Source organism: Sphingomonas desiccabilis, from assembly GCF_004135605.1.
Lineage (GTDB): Bacteria > Pseudomonadota > Alphaproteobacteria > Sphingomonadales > Sphingomonadaceae > Sphingomonas > Sphingomonas desiccabilis.
Window position 1 is genome coordinate 1,039,453 of the sequence record NZ_SDPT01000001.1, and the last position, 19,104, is coordinate 1,058,556.

At 70.3% G+C, this 19,104-nt stretch carries 17 protein-coding genes; 4 read left to right on the forward strand and 13 right to left on the reverse strand.

Annotated elements, in window-relative coordinates:
- Positions 1-8 precede the first annotated feature (8 nt).
- The 3 genes from mdoH to EO081_RS05015 form a co-directional block, all read right to left on the reverse strand.
- Positions 9-1,826: a glucans biosynthesis glucosyltransferase MdoH gene (gene mdoH / locus EO081_RS05005; RefSeq protein WP_240697540.1), complete on the reverse strand. Its 1,818-nt coding sequence runs from the start codon at positions 1,824-1,826 to the stop codon at positions 9-11.
- Positions 1,823-3,325: an OpgD/OpgG family glucan biosynthesis protein gene (locus tag EO081_RS05010; protein WP_129340788.1), complete on the reverse strand. Its 1,503-nt coding sequence runs from the start codon at positions 3,323-3,325 to the stop codon at positions 1,823-1,825. The genes mdoH and EO081_RS05010 overlap by 4 nt, the downstream gene beginning before the upstream one ends.
- Positions 3,326-3,467: 142 nt before the next feature.
- Positions 3,468-5,753 (reverse strand): ATP-dependent helicase, encoded by a 2,286-nt coding sequence (locus EO081_RS05015; RefSeq protein ID WP_129340789.1) that lies wholly within the window; start codon positions 5,751-5,753, stop codon positions 3,468-3,470.
- A gap of 336 nt (positions 5,754-6,089) precedes the next feature.
- Between EO081_RS05015 and EO081_RS05020 the strand changes: the two genes are divergently transcribed.
- Positions 6,090-7,403 carry an MFS transporter gene (locus tag EO081_RS05020; protein ID WP_129340790.1) on the forward strand — a complete coding sequence of 438 codons (1,314 nt, stop codon included), beginning with the start codon at positions 6,090-6,092 and terminating at the stop codon, positions 7,401-7,403.
- Here the strand turns inward: EO081_RS05020 and rsmD are convergent.
- Positions 7,357-7,920, reverse strand: a complete 564-nt coding sequence (gene rsmD / locus EO081_RS05025; protein WP_129340791.1) for a 16S rRNA (guanine(966)-N(2))-methyltransferase RsmD — start codon at positions 7,918-7,920, stop codon at positions 7,357-7,359. The genes EO081_RS05020 and rsmD overlap by 47 nt on opposite strands.
- Positions 7,920-9,446, reverse strand: a complete 1,527-nt coding sequence (locus tag EO081_RS05030; RefSeq protein ID WP_240697541.1) for a pseudouridine synthase — start codon at positions 9,444-9,446, stop codon at positions 7,920-7,922. Before EO081_RS05030 ends, rsmD begins: the two co-directional genes overlap by 1 nt.
- 123 nt (positions 9,447-9,569) lie before the next feature.
- Here EO081_RS05030 and EO081_RS05035 point away from each other — a divergent pair, with 123 nt between their 5' ends.
- Both EO081_RS05035 and EO081_RS05040 read left to right on the forward strand, forming a co-directional pair.
- Positions 9,570-10,001 (forward strand): response regulator, encoded by a 432-nt coding sequence (locus EO081_RS05035; RefSeq protein ID WP_129340793.1) that lies wholly within the window; start codon positions 9,570-9,572, stop codon positions 9,999-10,001.
- Positions 10,002-10,268: 267 nt separating this feature from the next.
- Positions 10,269-11,627, forward strand: a complete 1,359-nt coding sequence (locus EO081_RS05040; protein WP_129340794.1) for an AmpG family muropeptide MFS transporter — start codon at positions 10,269-10,271, stop codon at positions 11,625-11,627.
- Here the strand turns inward: EO081_RS05040 and EO081_RS05045 are convergent.
- The 6 genes from EO081_RS05045 to EO081_RS05070 all read right to left on the reverse strand — a co-directional run bounded on the left by EO081_RS05045 (position 11,624) and on the right by EO081_RS05070 (position 17,134).
- Positions 11,624-12,061: a DUF6628 family protein gene (locus EO081_RS05045; protein ID WP_129340795.1), complete on the reverse strand. Its 438-nt coding sequence runs from the start codon at positions 12,059-12,061 to the stop codon at positions 11,624-11,626. The two genes, EO081_RS05040 and EO081_RS05045, sit on opposite strands and share 4 nt — an antisense overlap.
- A gap of 73 nt (positions 12,062-12,134) precedes the next feature.
- The gene (locus tag EO081_RS05050; RefSeq protein WP_129340796.1) at positions 12,135-13,463 is read right to left on the reverse strand and encodes a bifunctional folylpolyglutamate synthase/dihydrofolate synthase; all 1,329 of its coding nucleotides are present in this window, start codon (positions 13,461-13,463) and stop codon (positions 12,135-12,137) included.
- A gap of 81 nt (positions 13,464-13,544) precedes the next feature.
- A complete protein-coding gene (gene accD / locus EO081_RS05055; RefSeq protein WP_129340797.1) occupies positions 13,545-14,402 on the reverse strand; it encodes an acetyl-CoA carboxylase, carboxyltransferase subunit beta in 858 nt (285 codons plus the stop codon).
- Positions 14,399-15,211, reverse strand: coding sequence for a tryptophan synthase subunit alpha (trpA, locus tag EO081_RS05060; protein ID WP_129340798.1), 813 nt, complete (start codon positions 15,209-15,211; stop codon positions 14,399-14,401). The genes accD and trpA overlap by 4 nt, the downstream gene beginning before the upstream one ends.
- Positions 15,208-16,437, reverse strand: a complete 1,230-nt coding sequence (gene trpB / locus EO081_RS05065) for a tryptophan synthase subunit beta (RefSeq protein WP_129340799.1) — start codon at positions 16,435-16,437, stop codon at positions 15,208-15,210. Before trpB ends, trpA begins: the two co-directional genes overlap by 4 nt.
- A 58-nt stretch (positions 16,438-16,495) precedes the next feature.
- Positions 16,496-17,134, reverse strand: coding sequence for a phosphoribosylanthranilate isomerase (locus tag EO081_RS05070; RefSeq protein ID WP_129340800.1), 639 nt, complete (start codon positions 17,132-17,134; stop codon positions 16,496-16,498).
- Positions 17,135-17,562: 428 nt separating this feature from the next.
- Between EO081_RS05070 and EO081_RS05075 the strand changes: the two genes are divergently transcribed.
- On the forward strand, positions 17,563-17,988 hold the full coding sequence (locus EO081_RS05075) for a ribosomal maturation YjgA family protein (protein WP_129340801.1): 426 nt from the start codon (positions 17,563-17,565) through the stop codon (positions 17,986-17,988).
- Here EO081_RS05075 and pyrF read toward each other — a convergent pair.
- Positions 17,933-18,607 carry an orotidine-5'-phosphate decarboxylase gene (pyrF, locus tag EO081_RS05080; RefSeq protein ID WP_129340802.1) on the reverse strand — a complete coding sequence of 225 codons (675 nt, stop codon included), beginning with the start codon at positions 18,605-18,607 and terminating at the stop codon, positions 17,933-17,935. The genes EO081_RS05075 and pyrF overlap by 56 nt on opposite strands.
- Positions 18,604-19,026, reverse strand: a complete 423-nt coding sequence (locus EO081_RS05085) for a LapA family protein (protein ID WP_129340803.1) — start codon at positions 19,024-19,026, stop codon at positions 18,604-18,606. The genes pyrF and EO081_RS05085 overlap by 4 nt, the downstream gene beginning before the upstream one ends.
- Positions 19,027-19,104: the final 78 nt, after the last annotated feature.

Here is a 19,104-nt window from a genome sequence, read left to right on the forward strand (position 1 = left end):
CGGCGCCGTCAGACCGGGGAAGGAGAGGGGGCCACGCGCTGCTCGGGGAGCGGCGCCGCCCGCAACTCTCCATAGCGGGGCTCGAAGATCGCGTGCCGTGCGGCCCAGGCGCCCGCGCGCGCGCTCGCCGTCCACTGAACCGCAAGCGGGGACAGGAGCAGCCCGATCGTAACCGGCAGCAGCCAGAGCGCCGTCACCGGCATCAGCGGCGAGAGCAGCAGCAGCAGCACTCCCAGCCCCAGGTGCCAGCGATAGCGCGGCAGGATGTCGCGCATGGCGAGGCCGTCGCGCTGGCGGCTCTGCGGATCCCAGGCGGACCGTTTGCCCGCCGCGATGCCGAGGAGGTCGATCGTCTGGGTCAGCGCGATTGCCGGCGCCACCAGCATCGAGAGCGGCACGTCCAGCAGCACCGACCGGCCGATCGTCCGCCACCCGCCCAGCGCCTCTCGCCGCTCGCGGTCGGCCGTCGCCCAGATCACGCTCAGCAGCTTGGGCCCGAACAGCAGCAGCAGCGTCACCGCCAGCACCACGGCGGAGGTGCTTCGGTTCATCAGGCTCGGCTCGCCCGCCAGCGCCTGGACGATGCTGGTCAGGATCAGCAGCAGCCAGAGCGGCGAGGCGAGATAGGCAGAAGCGCCCAGCAAAAGTTGCAGCCGGTTGATCCAGTGGAAGCCGGAGGCGCCGAGCAGCCGCAGGTGCTGGATGTTGCCCTGCGCCCAGCGCCGGTCGCGCACCGCCGCGTCGATCAGCGTCGGCGGATATTCCTCGAAAGTCGCGTCCGTCAGCACCATGTGCACGCGCCAGCCGCGCCGCCGCAGCAGCGCTGCCTCCACCATGTCGTGGCTCATGATGGTACCGCCGAACGGCGGCCCGCCCGGAAGCTCGGGCAGACCGCAGCAGGCGGCGAACGCCTCGATCCGGATCAGGGCATTGTGGCCCCAGAAGGTCGCCTCGGACCCGGACCACCACACCAGCCCGGCGGTCGAGATCGGGCCGTAGAGGTGGCTCGCGAACTGCATCCAGCGCTGGAACAGCGTGGTCGCGCCGATCACCATCGGCACCGTCTGAAGCAGCGCCACCGCCGGCCGCCGGTCGAGTACCTGCGCCATGCCGATGATCGTGTCGCCGCCCATCAGGCTGTCGGCGTCCAGCATCAGCATATAGTCGTAGGCGCCGCCGAACCGCCGGATCCACTCGGCGACGTTGCCCGGTTTCCGGCCGATGTTCTGCGTCCGCCGGCGATAGTAGAGCGCGCAGTCGAGCTGCTGCGCCAGCGCCCGCCATGCCGCGACTTCCTCCGCCTCCGCCTCGGGCGCGGAATCGCTCAGGATGAAGAAGTCGAAGTGCTTGGCCATGCCGCCCTGGGCGATCGCCTCGGCCATGTGGGCGATGCGGGCGTAGACAGCCGCCACGTCCTCGTTGTGGACCGGCATCAGGATGGCGGTGCGCCCCTTCAGCGGCGACGACCAGCGCGGCGTCGGCATGAAACCGGGGCGCAGGCCGGTGATCAGCAGCAGGAAGCCGATCGACGCATTGACGAAGCCGAACGAGATCAGCGCGAACAGGGGAAAGAAGATGCCCAGCAGCACTGCGTCGGTGATGCTCCAGCCATCCGCGACCAGCGACTCCTTGAGCGCCGTCGATGCGGCGGTCGCCAGCATCGCGGTGAGCAGCACCAGCAGCACGCGCCGCGCGAGCACGTCGCCGCCGTCTTCGCTGGGCCCGGACCAGGGCTCGGGAATGCGACGCGGCGGCGGCGGCCCGTCGAACTGCTGGACCGGCATGTCGATGGGGGCCTCTGCCGGGAGGCGAGCAGGCTGCTTCACCCGTTGAACACCGGAAACAGCAGCGTCTCGCTCAGCGCACGGTCGCCCCGCTTCAGGAACAGCCGCACGTCCGCCGGGCCGTTCGCTTCGGGCGCGATGTCGGCAGTGATGCGCCAGCGGTTCTTCTGTCCCACCACCGGATAGGCGGCGCTGGCGATCAGCTTGCCGCGCGCGACGTCGATCGCCGCCGAGACCCCGCTCGACCGGTCGAGACCGGCAAGACCGGCGCCCTCGAAGTCGACGACCAGCTTGCGCGCGCCCTTGGTCGGCGCGTCTCCGGGGCGGCCGGCGACGCCGGTCCAGCTGTCGACCACATGCGCGGTCGCCTGGGCCAGCGTCGGATCGTCCGATCCCCAGCGCAGGCCATAGTCGAACTGCAGCCGCTGCCCGGCCTTGGGCGCCTCTGCCGGCACCCAGAAGGAGACGATGTTGTCGACCGTCTCGGCGGCGGTCGGAAAGGCGAACAGCACCACGTTGCCGCGGCCCCACTGGCCGCGAGGCTCGACCCACAGGCTGGGGCGGCGGTCGTAGAAGGCGCCATCGTCCTGGTAATGGTCGAAGGTGCGGTCGCGCTGGAGCAGGCCGAAGCCGCGCGGGTTTTCGTCGGCGAAGCTGTCGAGCGTCTCGTGCGGCGGATTGACGAGCGGGCGCCAGATGCGCTCGCCGCGTCCGGTCAGCAGTGCGAGGCCGTCGGAGTCGTGGATCTCCGGGCGCCAGTCGACGGCCGCGCCGCGGTTGCCCTCGCCATACCAGAACATGCTGGTGGCGGGCGCGATGCCCAGCCGCTCGACGTCGCGGCGCAGGTGCAGCACCGCCGACACGTCCTGCTGCACGCCGTTCTGGTGGCGGCTGGCGATGCGATACGCCCCCGTCACGCTGGCGCCGTCCATCAGCGCATAGACGGTGTAGGCGTCCCCACCGGTACGCTCGATCCAGAACTCGGTGAAGTCCGGAAACTCTTCGCGTCCGGAGATGCCGGTGTTGATCGCGATCCCGCGCGCCGACAGGCCATATTGGTCCTGCGACCCAGCCGTGCGGAAATAGGACGCGCCCTGGAACGCCATCCAGTCGCTTTCTTTGCCGGGCTCCATCGCCCGGAAACCGGCGATGCCGAGCGGCGGCGCGTGGCCGGACACCGCCTGGAACAGGTCGCGCGAGAAGGGGACCGCGCGCGCCTGGCCGTTCTCGACGATGTGGATCTTGACCGGCGTGGGCGCATAGCGGCCGAGCGGAAACAGGCGGATGCCGCCCGCCAGCGTCTCTTCAGGCCGATACCGGATCGAGCCTACCGCATCATAGTCGATCGCCGCTGCCGCTGCGACGCGCTCAGGCGCGCGATAGGGCTGGCGGGCAAGGGTGGCGGCCCGCTCCTGCAATGCTTCCCAGGAAAATGGCTGGGCCGGGCTCTGCGTCCTGCGCGCCATTGCTGCAAAGGGACCGCCGAAAAGCGCTGCCAGGCCGGCAGTGGCGACGATCTCACGTCGGGTCGGGTATCGCATGCGGGCTCCAAGCCGTGATCGGGCAATTGTTGCAGCGCAACAGATGCCTGAACGCAAGGGCACGCCGATCGGTTCAAAGCGCCAACGCGGCCGGCCGTGCAGGGAAGCGGAGCGACAGCGCCGACGCCGTCCCAGGCGCCGCTCAGCCGACCGTCACGAAGCTGTCGAGCACGCGCTTGCGCCCGCCGGTCTCGAAGTCGATCTCCAGCTTGTTTCCCTCGATCGCGGCGATGGTGCCATAGCCGAACTTCTGGTGGAATACGCGTAGGCCCAGGCTCACGTCGCTGCGGCCCTTGTTGCCTAGGCTCACCGCACTCGCGCGGCTCTCGATCACGCGCGGGGCGTCGCGGGTGAAGGTGGATCCGCTGCTCGCCGCCCGCTGCCAGCCCGGCCCGCGCCCGGTGCCGCGGTTCACGTCGGCAAAGGGATCGGCCCGCTCGGACCAGTTCGCGCGCCACAGGCTCTCGCCGCCCGCCATGGTGGTCTCGGCGTCGATATGCTCGGCCGGCAATTCGCCGACGAAGCGGCTGGGGAGCGAGGAGGTCCACTGGCCATAGATGCGGCGGTTGGCCGCGTGCAGGATCACCGCCAGCCGGCGGGCGCGGGTGATCGCCACATAGGCGAGGCGGCGTTCCTCCTCCAGGCTCGCGAGCCCGCCTTCGTCCAGCGAGCGTTGCGAGGGGAACAGCCCTTCCTCCCACCCGGCCAGGAACACCGTGTCGAACTCTAGCCCCTTGGCGGCGTGGATCGTCATGATGGTGACCTGCGGCTCCTGCGCGGACCCTTCATTGTCCATCACCAGGCTGACATGCTCCAGGAACGCGCCCAGGCTGTCGTACTCCTCCATCGCGCGGACGAGTTCGTTGAGGTTCTCCAGCCGCCCGGCGGCCTCGGCCGACTTCTCCGCCTGCCACATCGCCGTATAGCCGCTCTCGTCGAGCAGCTGGCGTGCGAGTTCGGGGTGGGGCAGGTCGCGCGCCATGTCGCGCCAGCGGGCAATGTCGCCGACCAGCCGGCCGAGCGACTTGCGCGCCGCGCCGGTCAGTTCGTCGGTATCGAGGATGCGCGCCGCCGCCGTCATTAACGGGCTGCCGGTCGCACGCGCATAGCGGTGGACGGTCGACACCGCCTTGTCGCCCAGCCCGCGCTTCGGCACGTTGACGATGCGCTCGAACGCCAGGTCGTCGGCCGGCTGGTTGACCACGCGGAGGTAGGCGATCGCATCGCGGATCTCCATGCGCTCGTAGAAGCGCTGGCCACCGACGATGCGGTAGGGAAGGCCGATCGCGATGAAGCGGTCCTCGAACTCGCGGGTCTGGTGCTGGGCGCGCACCAGGATCGCCATCTCGTCATAGGATTTGCCCGAGCGGCGGCACGCCTCCATCTCCTCGCCGACGCGACGCGCTTCCTCCGGGCCGTCCCAGACGCCGATCACGCGCACCTTCTCGCCCGCGTCGAGCTCGGTCCACAGCTGCTTGCCCAGCCGCCCGCTGTTGTTGGCGATGACGCCGCCGGCCGCGCCCAGGATGTGCGGCGTGGAGCGATAATTCTGCTCCAGCCGGATCACCTTGGCGCCGGGGAAGTCGCGTTCGAAGCGCAGGATGTTCTCCACCTGCGCGCCGCGCCACGAATAGATCGACTGGTCGTCGTCGCCGACGCAGCAGATGTTTTTGCGCTCCTGCGCCAGCAGCCGCAGCCACAGATACTGGACCGAGTTGGTGTCCTGATACTCGTCCACCATGATGTAGCGGAAGCGCTGCTGATACTGCTCCAGCACGTCGCGATGGGTGCGCAGGATGGTCAGCACGTGCAGCAGCAGGTCGCCGAAGTCGCAGGCGTTCACCGCTTTGAGCCGGTCCTGATACTGCTGGTACAGCTCGCCGCCGCGTCCGTTGGCGAAGCGCTCGCTCTCGCCCGCATCGACGTCGGCGGGCGTCATCCCCTTGTTCTTCCAGCTGTCGATCACGCCGGCGAGCTGGCGAGCCGGGAAGCGCTTCTCGTCCAGGTTCGCCGCCACGATCAGCTGCTTCATCAGCCGCAATTGGTCGTCGGTGTCGAGGATGGTGAAGTTCGACTGCAGCCCCACCAGCTCGGCATGGCGGCGCAGCATCTTCGCGCCGATCGCGTGGAAGGTGCCGAGCCACGGCATGCCCTCGACCGCGTCGCCGACCAGCCGCCCGACGCGCTCGCGCATCTCGCGCGCGGCCTTGTTGGTGAAGGTGACCGACAGGATCTCCGACGGCCACGCCTTGCGCGTGTAGAGCAGGTGCGCCAGCCGCGCCGTCAGCGCCGCGGTCTTGCCCGTGCCCGCACCCGCCAGAACCAGCACCGGCCCCTCGCTCGTCAGCACCGCCTCGCGCTGCGGTTCGTTGAGGCCACGCAGGTACGGCGGGTCCTGGGGCGAGGGGGTCGTCTGCGGCACGGTCATGCGCGAACAGCTAGGGAACGAAGCCCGCCGGGGCAAGGCTTGAGCGGTGCCGTAGACCATGCGTCTCCGGCCGCTTTGAAATGGTGCAAGAGACGCCGTGGCAGCTGCCATATCCCTGCGCAGGCAGGGATTCAGGGCCAAGCAGAACAACGAAACGTGGTCCTCGAAACCCCGGGCTCCTGCCTCCGCAGGAGCACGACAGGGGAAGATGCCGGATTCCTCTCCCCTCGTTGACGGTGTTTAAGGCGCAAGGATACTGCTCCGGCGCCGGCTTCGTCGGCAACAAAGATGCGCGGGTAGGTTGACCTCTCTCAACCGCCCCGCCAACCAGCGCGCATGACCGCTCGATCCTCCGCCGCCGTTCCGATCCCGGCCGCCGTTCTGCCCGCAGCCGGTGGCCCCTCCAGCCGCCGCATTCTGCTCGCGAGCCTCGTCGGCACCTCGGTCGAGTTCTACGACTTCTACATCTATGCGACCGCGGCGGCGCTGGTCTTCCCGACGCTGTTCTTCCCGGCCGAATCCGAGTCGGCCCGGCTGATGCTGAGCTACGCCAGCCTCGGCCTCGCGTTCCTCGCCCGCCCGCTCGGCGCGGCGCTGTTCGGCCACTTCGGCGACCGCATGGGCCGCAAGTCGACGCTGGTCGCCTCGCTGATGCTGATGGGCGGCTCGACCCTCGCGATCGCCTTCCTGCCCACCTACGGCCAGGTCGGTCTGCTCGCGCCATTCCTGTTGTGCGTGCTGCGGTTTGCCCAGGGGCTGGGGCTCGGCGGCGAGTGGGGCGGGGCGGCGCTGCTGGCGGTGGAGAATGCGCCCAAGGGCTGGGCCGGCCGCTTCGGATCGGTGCCTCAGCTGGGCGCACCGGTCGGTTTCCTCGCGGCCAACGGCCTGTTCCTGCTGCTCGGCCTCGGCCTGGACGAAGCCGCGTTCCGCAGCTGGGGCTGGCGGCTGCCGTTCCTCGCCAGCGCGCTGCTGGTGGGGCTCGGCCTGTGGGTGCGCCTGAAGCTCACCGAGACCGCCGAGTTCCGTGCCGCCCTGGAACACGAGGCACCCGCCTCCGTGCCGATCGCCGAACTCTTCCGCAGTCACCTGCGCGGGACGCTCGCCGGCACCTTCGGGGCGGTCGCCTGCTTCGCGCTCTACTATATCGCCACCGCGTTCGCGCTCGGCCACGGCACCACCCGCCTTGGCTTCCCGCGCGAGACTTTCCTCTCGATGCAGCTGTTCGCGATCCTGTTCATGGCCGCCGGCATCGCGCTTGCCGGCTGGTGGGCGGATCGCAGCAGCACCGGCCGGGTGCTGGCGTTCGGCTGCGGCGGGGTGGTGATCGCCGGCCTGCTGATGCAGCCGCTGATGGGCGGTGGCACGATCGCGGCCGTCACCGCGTGGCTCGCGATCGCGCTGTTCGCAATGGGCTTCGTCTACGGCCCGCTCGGCGCCTGGCTGCCGGGCCTGTTCCCGCCGCGGGTGCGCTACACCGGCGCGTCGATGGCGTTCAACGTGGGCGGCGTGATCGGCGGCGCGGTGACGCCGATGGCGGCCGAGGCATTCGCCCAGGCGGGCGGGCTCACCCCGGTTGGGCTCTACCTCGCCATGGCCGGGCTGTTCAGTCTTGGGGGTCTGTGGCTGGTTCCGCGCGGCGCAGCAAAGTGAGCTTGCCCTTGCCGTAGACGCGCTCGGCATCGATCACAAAGCCGGCGGCATCGGCATCCTCGGTGCGCCCGGTCTCGACGCTCACCCAGGTCGCAGGTCCGATCCAGCCGAGCCGCGCGAGCTTGTCGGCCGCCACCCAGCCGGCCCCGCTCGCATAGGGCGGGTCCATCATCACCAGGTCGAGCGGCGTCGCGGTCGGCCCCAGCGCCAGCACCGACTGGGCCCGCACCTGCGCGCCCCGGGCGCCGAGCTTCTCGACATTGGCGCGCAGCGCGTCGAGCGCGTGCCGGTCCTGTTCCACGAACAGGCACGACGCCGCGCCGCGCGACAACGCCTCGAGCCCGAGCGCGCCCGAGCCCGCGAACAGGTCCGCGACCGCCAGCCCCTCGAAGCTGCCGACCCGGCTCGCCAGCATGGAAAACAGCGCCTCGCGCGTGCGGTCCGCGGTCGGGCGGGTCGCCTCACCCTTGGGCGCGGCGATCGGGCGCCCGCGCCATTGCCCGGAAATGATCCGCATCAGCGGCGACCCTTGGGAGGGCTGCCGGGCCGTCCGCCCCGCGGCGGCCGGGCGGGACCATCGCCCCGCGGCGCGCGCGGTGCGTCACCGCGCGGCGTGCGTGGTTCGTCTCGGCGAGGTCCGCGCGGGCCATCCCCGCGCGGCGGCCGCGGACCGTCGGGGCGCGGGGTACGCGGACCTTCGCCGCGCGGCCCGCGGCCGGCCTCACCACGGGGCGCACCGGCACCGAACTCCCCGGAGCGCGGCTTCCCGAATGCGCTACGCGGCCCATCCGCGCGCTGCGGACGCTCGCCCCGCTGCGGCCGTTCCGCACGATCGGTACGCGGCGGTCGCCGGTCGTCTCGCGCCGGGCGCTCGCCACCAAAGGCTGCCGACAGCGTGCTGCGGGGCTTGTCGCCACGTCCCGCCTCGACGGGACGCTCCCCCCGCTCGGCGGCGGGCTTGCGGCCGGTGCGGTCGGCAAAGGCGGCTGCGCGCTGCCCCCGCGGGCTGCGCGGTGCGCCGGCGTCGTCGCGGCGGCCGGCAAGACTGTCCTTGCGGCGCGGACCGCGCTCGGCGGCGCGCTTGCCGAAGCCACTGCCGCGCGGTGCCTCGCCCGTGTCTTCGGGCGTCGGGCGGTTGCGGCGGAACGCCTGCGGGTGCGGCTGCACCTCGCGCGCCACCCGCTCGCCATAGGACACCGGCGACGGACGCGGGCGCGGCGCGGTGCGATCGCGCGACGGCTCGCGGCGCCACTGCTTCAGCGCGGCCGGATCGGCGCCCTCGGGCGCGGGCTTGCTGGTCGGCCGGTCCTTCAGCGTCTTGCGGAAGGCGACGAGGTCGTGCTGGCGGATCTCGTCGACCGATGCGATCGGCATGTCTTCGAGATAGAAGGGGCCATAGCGGGTGCGGATCAGGCGCGAGACCTGCAGCCCCAGATATTCGAGGACCCGGCGGACTTCGCGGTTTTTGCCCTCCGTCAGGGTCATCTCGATCCAGACGTTGGTGCCGGTGCGCCGCTCCATGTTGGCGTTGATCGGGCCGTAGCGCACGCCCTCGATCTCGACGCCCAGCATCAGCTCCTCGAGCTGCGCCTGGCTCACTTCGCCATAGGCGCGCGCGCGATAGGTGCGCTCGACGCCCGTCGCCGGCAGCTCCAGCTGGCGCTTCAATTCGCCGTCCGTCGTCAGCAGCAGCAACCCCTCCGTATTGAGGTCGAGCCGTCCGACCGGCATCAGCCGCGGCAGGTCGCCCGGCATCCGGTCGTAGATCGTCTGCCGGCCATGCGGGTCGCGCGCGGCGGTCAGCACGCCCGCAGGCTTGTGATAGCGGAACAGCCGGGTGGGGGCGGCGGCCTGCACCGGCTCGCCATCCACGGTGATGCCGCGCAGCGAGGTGAGCAGCGTCGCGGGCGTTTCGATCGGCACGCCGTCGAGCGCGACGCGGCGCGCCTCGATCAGCCGTTCGACGTCGCGGCGGGAGGCAACTCCGGCGCGGGCGAGCAGCTTTGCGATTCGCTGCGGTTCTTGGGTCTTGGACGTCGACACGATGGGGAAATGCTATCCTGTTACGCCTGCGCGACGAAATCGTGCGGCGGCGGTGATCGTTCGATCGGTTCGGGTGTTTCTACGCTATAGGACAGACCCCGAAGAGAGGGAAGCGAGCGGCGGATGTTGTTTGGCAAGAAGAAGCGGCGGATCCAGCGCATCCTGGTCGTGGAGGACGAGCCGCTGGTCGCGTTCGACGCCGAACATCTTCTGGCGGATTCGGGATTCGAGATCGTCGCCACCACTGATCTGGTGAGCGAAGGCCTCTCGGTGGTGAACAGCGACGCCCCGATCGACCTGGTGCTGGTGGACGTCTCGCTCAGCGACGGCAGCGGCATCGACGTCGCCCGCGCGGCCCGGCAGCGCGGCATCCCGGTGATCTTCGTGACGGGAGCCTGCCCGGACGGCGCGCGCGAGTTCGCGCTCGGCTGCCTTGCCAAGCCCTATCCCCAGCGCGACCTGCTCGCCGCGATCGAGGCGCTGGAAACGCTGCTCGACGGAAAGAGCCCGCGAAAGCTGCCGAACAGCTTCAGCCTCTTCGCCAGGCTCGCCTGAGCATGTTGGCCGGGGGATCGGTCGCACGGTAGTCCCGACGTCCCGCGTGCTTGGTTGCTGTCCGTAAGACACGCGGGACGACGGGTGACGTTCCGAGGCTCCGGTCCGGAACCTCGCCGTCGACCGTGCTTCTATCACTCTCTGGAGATGAACCCCAGCCGAATGGGTGGGATTTGCGGCAGGCGGATTTGCGCCCCTTCAAAAGCGCGCGGCGGGCGCTAGGGTGCGCGCGGTTTGCTGCCGGGGCGGCGTTTCGAGGGAAGTGCAATGGTTGAGGTCGCCGGCGAGCGCAACGGAGGCAGGCGCCGCGTGGCAGCGATGGCGCCCTATGTGCGCCCGAAGCCGCTGGTCGCCTTCCTGCTCGGCATCGCCAGCGGCTTCCCGCTCACGCTGTTGCTCGGCACCATGGGCTTCTGGCTCGCCAAGGTCGGCATCGACAAGAAGACCATCGGCTTCGCGATCGGGCTCACCACGCCCTACACGCTCAAGTTCCTCTGGGCGCCGCTGATCGACCGACTGCGCCTGCCGGTGCTCACGCCGCTGGTCGGGCAGCGCCGCGCCTGGCTGTTCTTCATCCAGGCGCTCCTGTTCGTATCCGTGTGGATGCTGGGGGCCAGCCAGCCGGAACTGCATCTGGGGCTTTTCGCCTTCTGGGCAATCGTGACGGCCTTCCTGTCCGCCACCCAGGACATCGTCATCGACGCCTATCGCATCGAGATCCTTTCCGACGAGGAGCTGCCCTTCGGCACCGCCAACAACCAGTTCGGCTATCGCGTGGGCAACCTCATCGCGGGCGTCGGCACCATCGCCATCGCCTCTCCGGAGGGGTGGGGGCTCGGCTGGGCGCTGGGCTATGGTCTGACCGCCTTCTGCGTCGTCCCGGCAATGCTGGGCGCCTTGATCGCCGGGCCCGGCCGCCACGACGCCACCGTCGTGCGCGACGGCTCGCACGGCCAGTGGCTGCGCGACACCGTCGTCGGACCCTTCCGTGAGTTCCTGCGCCGCCGCGGCGCGGTGCTGATCCTGCTGTTCGTGCTCATCTACAAGCTCGGCGACGCGATGGGGCAGGCGATGCTCAACCCGATGATCGTCGAGCTCGGCTTCTCCGACACCGAGTTCATCGCCATCAACAAGGTGGTCGGCTTCTGGGGCCTGATCGTCGGCACCGCGCTCGCCGCGCCCTTCATGGCCTGGCTCGGCATGGGCCGCGCGCTGATCGTCTCGGGCGTGTTGATGATGCTGAGCAACCTGACCTTCGCGATCCTCGCCATGCACGGCCATTCCGTGACCTGGCTGACGATCGCGGTCGCGACCGAGCAAGTGACGAGCGGCATCGGCCTGACCGTGTTCGTGACCTATCTCTCCGGTCTCTCCAACCTGGCCTATACCGCCACCCAGTTCGCGCTCCTGTCCTCCTTCGCTGCGGTCGGGCGGACGTGGCTCGCCGCACCCGCGGGGGTGGCCGCCGATGCGCTCGGCTGGGTCGGCTTCTGGCTGCTGACCATGGTGGTGGCGCTGCCGGGCCTGCTGCTGCTGGGCCTGTTGTGGCGGCGCGGCTTCGTCGTCCAGAACGTCCGCCAGCCCGGCACCGAGAAGGTGCCGGACGAGGCGCCCGCCGCCGCCTAGTCGAGCCGCCGCCCGCCGTCGCGGAACGCCAGCGCGAGCAGGTGGGCGGTCGCGACCAGCCCGCCTGCATGCCGTACGCCCAAGAGGTCGCGCAGCAGCAGTTCGGCCCGCTCGGGCTGGGCCTCGACCGAGCCCAGCACGTCGACCAGCGCGGCTTCCCCTGCGGTCATCCGCGGGCAGCAACAGGGCGCGATCTGGATCGGGTTGGCGGAAGTCTTCGACACTTCCGCCATCAGCGCGCGCAGCAGCAGCAAGGGTCGCCGGAACTCCCGGCCGAACGCGGTCATGTACGCGTGCGCAGCCGCCGCGTCGTGGAGCCCGTTCGCGCCCGTGCGGCGGATGCCGTAAAGCAGCAGCAGCCGATCCTCATGCGACGGCCAGCCATGCGGCAGCATCTCGGACAGGGAATGCAAAAGGGGCTGGGCGGTGGTCATGCGAGTCTCCTGCCGCGTGGGGTGGCAGCAGGTTCGTACGACCTCTATTGCAAGTCAATATCAATAAGGCGCGTCAATCCGGCAGTTCGTCGTTCGCCTCCAAAACCGTGCCCGCCAGGTAGAGCGAGCCCAGCACCAGCACCACCGGCGGCTCCCCCGCGGTGGCACGGCCCGCCAGCATCCGCAGCGCGGTTGGGACCTCGTCAGCGACTGCGGTGCTGGTGATGCCAAGGCGGTGCGCCGCCTCCACCAGCGCGACCGGGGCATGATGCGCGTGGCCCGGCACCGGCACTGCCGTCAGGCTCGCGGTGAAAGGGGCGAAGGGCGCGAGCAGCCCCTCGACATCCTTGTTGGCAAGCATCCCGAGCACCAGGTGGATCGGCCGCCCGTGCGCGACCCGCTCGATGGTGTCCGCCACCGCGTCGGCCGCTGCCGGGTTGTGCCCGCCGTCGAGCCACAACTCGGACCCGGAGGGCAGCAGCGCGAGCAGGGGGCCGCGCGCCAGGCGCTGCATCCGCGCGGGCCAGCGCGCCTCCCGCGCTGCTGCGGCAAAGGCGCTGTCGGGAACGGCGATGCTCGTCTGGTGGCGCAGCGTGGCGATCGCGAGCGCCAGGTTGGCCGGCTGGTGCGGCCCGGCGAGAGCGGGAAGCGGCGTCGCCAGCGTGCCCTTCGCATCGCGGTAGCACAGCTGCCCGCTCTCGACCCGGAACGACCAGTCGCTGCTGCGCGGGAAGAGCGGCGCACCGGCCGCGCCCGCCACCGCTGCGACCGCCTCTGCCACGGTCGGCGGATAGGCCATGGTGATCAGCGGCACGCCAGGCTTGGCGATACCCGCCTTCTCCCGCGCGATCGCCTCGGCGGTGTCGCCCAGGAACGCCTGATGGTCGATGCCCAGCTGCGCGATGGCCGTGGCGGCGGGCGCCGGGATCACGTTGGTCGCATCTAGCCGCCCGCCAAGCCCGACCTCGATGATGCAGGCGTCCGCCCGCGTGCGGGTGAAGGCGAGGAAGGCGACCGCCGTCGTCACCTCGAAGAAGCTCGCGCGGATGTCCGCGCCCGCATCCAGCACCTCCGCCAGCAGCGCTGCCAGTTCCGCGTCGCCGATCAGGCGGCCGGCGACGCGGATGCGTTCGTTGAAGCGCACGAGGTGTGGGCTGGTATAGACATGGACGGTCTTGCCCGCTGCCTCCAGGGCCGCGCGCAGGAAGGCGCAGGTCGATCCCTTGCCGTTGGTGCCGGCGACATGGATCACCGGCGGCAGCGCCTGCTGCGGATCGCCCAGCCGCGCGAGCAGCCGCGTGATCCGGTCGAGCCCGAGCACGTCGGCCCCTGGGCCGAGTGCCATCAGGCGGTCGAGCTGGAACTGTACGGCGGGGTCGGCGGAACGGGCGTGGTCGGGCATGGCAGCGGCCTTAGCGCCGCCTGGCGGCGTCGTCGCGGGGGAAGTGGCGCCGGCTCGTGTCGGGGAGCCGGCGCCCGCGGATCACGCCGCCTGCTTGTTGCCCGCGCACAGGAAGTCGATCAGCTCGGCCAGCGTGCTGCGCAGTTCCTTCCGGTGCGTGACCATGTCGATCAGGCCGTGGTCGCGATAATATTCCGACGTCTGGAAATCGTCGGGCAGCTTCTCGCGGATCGTGCTTTCGATCACGCGGCGGCCGGTAAACGCCAGCGTCGCCTTGGGCTCGGCGATCTGCACGTCGCCCAGCATCGCATAGGCGGCCATCACGCCGCCTGAGGTCGGATCGGTCAGCACGACGATGTACGGCAGGCCGGCATCGTGCAGCATCTCGATCGCCACCGTGGTGCGCGGCATCTGCATCAGGCTCAGGATGCCTTCCTGCATGCGCGCGCCGCCCGATGCGGTGAAGACGATGAACGGGCAGTTCTGCTCGATCGCCTTTTCCACGCCGGCGATGAACGCCTCGCCCACGGCCTGGCCCATCGACCCGCCCATGAAGCCGAAGTTCTGCACGCCCACCACGGCCTTGTGCCCGTCGATGGTGCCCAGCGCGTTGATCCAGGCGTCGCTGTCCCCGGTGCTGGCGCGCGCCGCCCTCAGCCGGTCGGCATAGCGCTTGGAGTCGCGGAACTTGAGCGGGTCCTCCGGCACCGTCGGGCTAGGCAGCGTCTCGCAGCTGCCCTCGTCGAACAGGTAGGCGAACCGCTCCTTGGGGCCGATGCGCTCGTGATGGTCGCACATCGGGCAGACATATTGGTTCTCTTCCAATTCCTTGGTGAAGACCATCTGCCCGCAGCCCTTGCACTTGTGCCACAGATTGTCGGGCGTCTGGCGCGGGGCGACAAAGGGGAGCGCGTTGCGAACGCGGGTAATCCAGCTCATGCAAGTTCCTTCCGGGCGCTCGCCAGCCCGGCGGCGAGCGACTGAATATAGGTGCGCACCGGCTCCGCCGCAGCGGTGCCGTGTACGCCGACGATCTCCACGATCGCCGATCCGACCACCACGCCGTCGGCCACGCCGCCGATCGCGGCTGCCTGTTCGGGCGTGCGGACGCCGAAGCCCACCGCGATCGGCAGGTCGGTCGATTGCTTCAGCCGCGCCACCGCCGCGTCGATCGACGCCTGGGCCGCCTGCTGCTTGCCGGTGATGCCGGCGACGGACACGTAGTAGAGGAAGCCACCGGCGCCATCGAGCACCGCCGGCAATCGCGCCACGTCGGTGGTGGGGGTGGCGAGCCGGATCGGCGCGATGCCGCGCGCGCGCAGCGCCACGCCCAGGCTGTCGTCCTCTTCCGGCGGGATGTCGACGCAGATCACGCCGTCCACGCCCGCATCCGCTGCCGCCTCCGCGAACCAGTCGGCACCGCGGCGGACCATCGGGTTGGCATAGCCCATCAGCACCAGCGGCACGTCGGCGTGCCGGCTGCGGAACTCGCGGACGATCGCCAGGATGTCAGCAGTAGTCGTGCCCGCGCCCAGGCTGCGGATGTTGGCCAGCTGGATCGCCGGCCCGTCCGCCATCGGATCGGTGAACGGCATGCCCAGCTCGATCACGTCGGCGCCGCCTGCGACCAGCGCGTCCAGGATCGCGCCCGTCGCTGCGGGGGCGGGGTCGCCCGCCGTCACGAAGGTGACGAGCGCCGCGCGGCCTTGCTCGCGACAGCGCGCGAAGGTCTCGGCGATGCGGCTCATATCGCCACCCCAAGGGCGGCTGCGACCGTGAAGATGTCCTTGTCGCCGCGCCCGCACAGGTTTGCGAGGATGATCTGATCTTCCCGCATTTCTCGTGCTTTGCGCGACACCGCTGCGATCGCGTGCGAAGGCTCGAGCGCGGGGATGATGCCCTCGGTCCGGCACAGCAGCTGGAAGGCGTCGAGCGCTTCCACGTCCGTCACTGCCTCGTATTTCACGCGGCCGATCTCGTGCAGCCAGCTGTGCTCCGGCCCGATGCCCGGATAGTCGAGCCCGGCCGAGATCGAATGCGCTTCCGCAATCTGGCCGTCCTCGTCCTGCAGCAGGTAGGTCTTGTTGCCGTGGAGGATGCCCGGCGCGCCGCCCGCAAGGCTGGCCGCATGCTGCTTGTCCAGGCCATGGCCGGCCGCCTCGATGCCGAGCATCGCCACGTCGGCGTCGTCCAGGAACGGGTGGAACAGCCCGATCGCGTTCGATCCGCCACCGATCGCCGCCACCAACAGGTCGGGCAGCCGGTTGATGCGCGACAGCATCTGCGCGCGCGCCTCGCGCCCGATCACCGACTGGAAGTCGCGCACCAGCTCCGGATAGGGGTGGGGGCCGGCGGCGGTGCCGATGATGTAGAAGGTGTCGTGGACGTTCGCGACCCAGTCGCGCAGCGCCTCGTTCATCGCGTCCTTGAGCGTCGCCGCGCCGCTCGCCACCGGCCGCACCTCGGCGCCCAGCAGCTTCATGCGAAATACGTTGGGCTGCTGCCGCTCGACGTCCTTGGCGCCCATGAAGATGGTGCAGGGCAGGCCGAAGCGCGCGCACACGGTCGCGGTCGCGACGCCGTGCTGGCCCGCGCCGGTCTCTGCGATGATGCGCGTCTTGCCCATCCGCATCGCCAGCAGGATCTGGCCGATGCAGTTGTTGATCTTGTGCGCGCCCGTGTGGTTGAGCTCGTCGCGCTTGAACCAGATCTGCGCGCCCATGCCCGGTGCCGCGCTTTCGCGCAGCGTCTCGGTGAGGCGCTCGGCATAGTAGAGCGGGCTCGGCCGTCCGACATAATGTTCGAGCAGATCGTCGAACTGGGCCTGGAACGCCGGATCAGCCTTGGCGGCGCGATATTCGCGCTCCAGGTCGAGGATCAGCGGCATCAGCGTCTCGGCGACATAGCGGCCGCCGAACTGGCCGAAATGGCCGCGTTCGTCGGGCTGGGCGCGGAAGGTGTTGGGCGCGTTCATGGGGTCGGCTTTAGCAGCGGCGGGGACGCCCTCAACCCCTTTCGCGCGCGACCCGCCCTTAGACGCGGGTGACCGCCCCCAAGAAGGCGCCGATCCGCGCCGGATCCTTTACGCCAGGCGCCTCCTCGACCCCCGACGAGACGTCTACTAGCGGCGCGCCGGTGCGCGCGATCGCCTCGGCCACGTTCGCCGGATCGAGCCCACCCGACAATGCCCAGGGCAGCGGATGCCGGAAGCCGTCGAGCAACGCCCAGTCGAAGCGAAGTCCCATGCCGCCCGGCAGTGCCGCGCCCGGCGGCGTCTTCGCGTCATAGAGGATGCGATCCGCCGCCCCGGCATAGCTGCGCGCGGCGTCCAGGTCGGCGCGGGTCTTCACCGCCACCGCCGCCCAGGTGTCCCGGCGCAGGCGGCTGCGGATCGCCGCCACCCGTTCGGGCGCCGTCTTGTGCAGCTGGATCGACTCGAGTCGCCCTGCCGCCACGGCCGCGTCGAGCAGCGCGTCGTCGGGATCGACGAACACGCCCACGCGCCGCACCTGCGCCGGCACCCGCGCGGCAAGCCCGGCGGCGAGGTCCAGCCCGACGTTGCGGGGGGAGGGCGCGAAGAACACGAACCCGACATGGCTCGCCCCGCCGGCCACTGCCGCGTCGAGGGTTGCGGGCGTCGAGAGGCCGCAGATCTTGGCGGAAACTGGCATGGCAGCCCGATAGAACAGCCGGGCCTCGGGCGCGAGGAGAAAGCGCGCGGACGGGCGCCATGGTCTTGAGCGGGGAGGCTCCGCCGCAAACGGCTGCTCAGCGCCGCTCCGCATGCTCCTTCGGACCCGCCGCCGGGGCCTGCCGGACTTGCTTGTCGGGGGCACGGCAGATCCGCCGCACCGGCTGACACGCAATGCCGATGTTGGAGCATTGCTGCCGGCCTGCCCCGGTCGCGCAGGCACGGCACTGCTGCTGCACCTCGATACAGCTTTGCGGGCCCGCAAGGAGCGCCAGGACGACTGCCAACATGGTCTGAGGCTGCGCCTCAGCCGCAACGGTGTCAACCGGGCGGCAGGAGGCGGACAGGTCGCCGAAACGAAGACGCTGGCTGCATTGGATCTGCATCTAGGGGCGCTACGGCAGTGCCATGAACACCCGCGCTCGCACCTTCCGCCCCGGTTATGCCGCCGCCGCGCTGCTCGTCTTTCTGACAGAAGTGGCAATCGCGGTCTGGCTGCGCGATCCGCTGATCCGCCCCTATTTCGGCGACAGCCTGGCGGTCGTCCTGGTCTATCTCGCCCTGCGCGCAACGACCACGCTGTCCGCAGGCGGAGCGACGGTCGCCGCACTGACGATCGCCTTCGCGGTCGAGCTATCGCAGGGGTTCCGCCTCGTCGACGCGCTCGGGCTCCGCGCCGATCCGATCGCCTCGGCCATTCTAGGCACCGCCTTCGACCCCCGCGACTTCCTTGCTTATGGGCTCGGCAGCGCGATGATGCTTGCCGCGGAGGCAGGAGCTACAGCGTGGCGCCGATCGCCCGTGCTGCTTCGTCGGGATCTTCCGCCTGGGTGATCGGCCGGCCTATCACCAGGATCGAGGCGCCGGCATCGAGGGCGGCGCGCGGGGTGACCACCCGCTTCTGGTCCCCGACGTTCCCCTGCGCCGGACGCACGCCCGGCACCACGAAGAAGCCGTCGCGCCAGGCAGCACGCGCTGCGCGCACCTCCTCGCCCGAACAGACGATGCCGTCGACGCCTGCGGACTTGGCGAGTTCCGCCAGCCGCACGACCTGTTCGTGCGGGTCGGGCGACAGGCCGATCGAGCGCAGGTCGTCGGCGTCCAGGCTGGTGAGCATCGTCACCGCCACCACCTTGGTGCCGGTCGGCGCTGCCGCCTTGGCATCCTCCAGCATCGCCCGGCCGCCCGCGGCATGGACGGTCAGGATCGCCGGCCTGATCGGCCCCAGCGCCTGGATCGCCTTGGCGACCGTGTTCGGGATGTCGTGGAACTTCAGGTCCAGGAAGATCGGCAGGCCGATGTCCGCCATTTCGCGGACGCCCTGGCGGCCGTTGGCCATGAAGAATTCCAGCCCCAGCTTGATGCCGCCGACGTGGCGCTGGACGCGCTTTGCCAGCGCCTTGGCACGTTCGAGGTCGGGCGTATCGAGAGCGACGTAGATCGGAGAGGTCATGAACGGTCCTGGGAAATCGTGCCCGGCGCGATGGGGTGCTCGCCGAGCGCGTTGTCGGTCACCGGCGCGTCCACGGCATTGACCGGGGTCACGGCCGGGGCCGGAGCCGGCACGACGCGGGCGGCGGGCACGTCGCCCGGCGCCAGCGCGGCAGGCGGGGTCGCCTGTACGGCGCGCAGGTCCGCCAGCGCGCGCTCGGTCGCGGCGATCCGCTGCCGTGCCCGCCACCGCACCGTCACCAGCGACAGATAGGCCGGCACGAAGCCAAGCAGGAAGGTGATGATCAGCAGCAGCGGCAGGTTCACGTCCGCCACGACGCTGCCCCACAGGCGAACGGGTACCATCGTCATGTTGTTGAGGCTGAAGGCCACCACGACCCCGACGAGCAGCGCCCAGAACAGGGTTTTGAGGAATTGCATGGCCGTGCCCCTATGGTTTGCGGTCGCCGCCTGCTTAGGCGGGGAGCGCCGCGCGGGCAAGGGAGGGGAAGGTGAGGG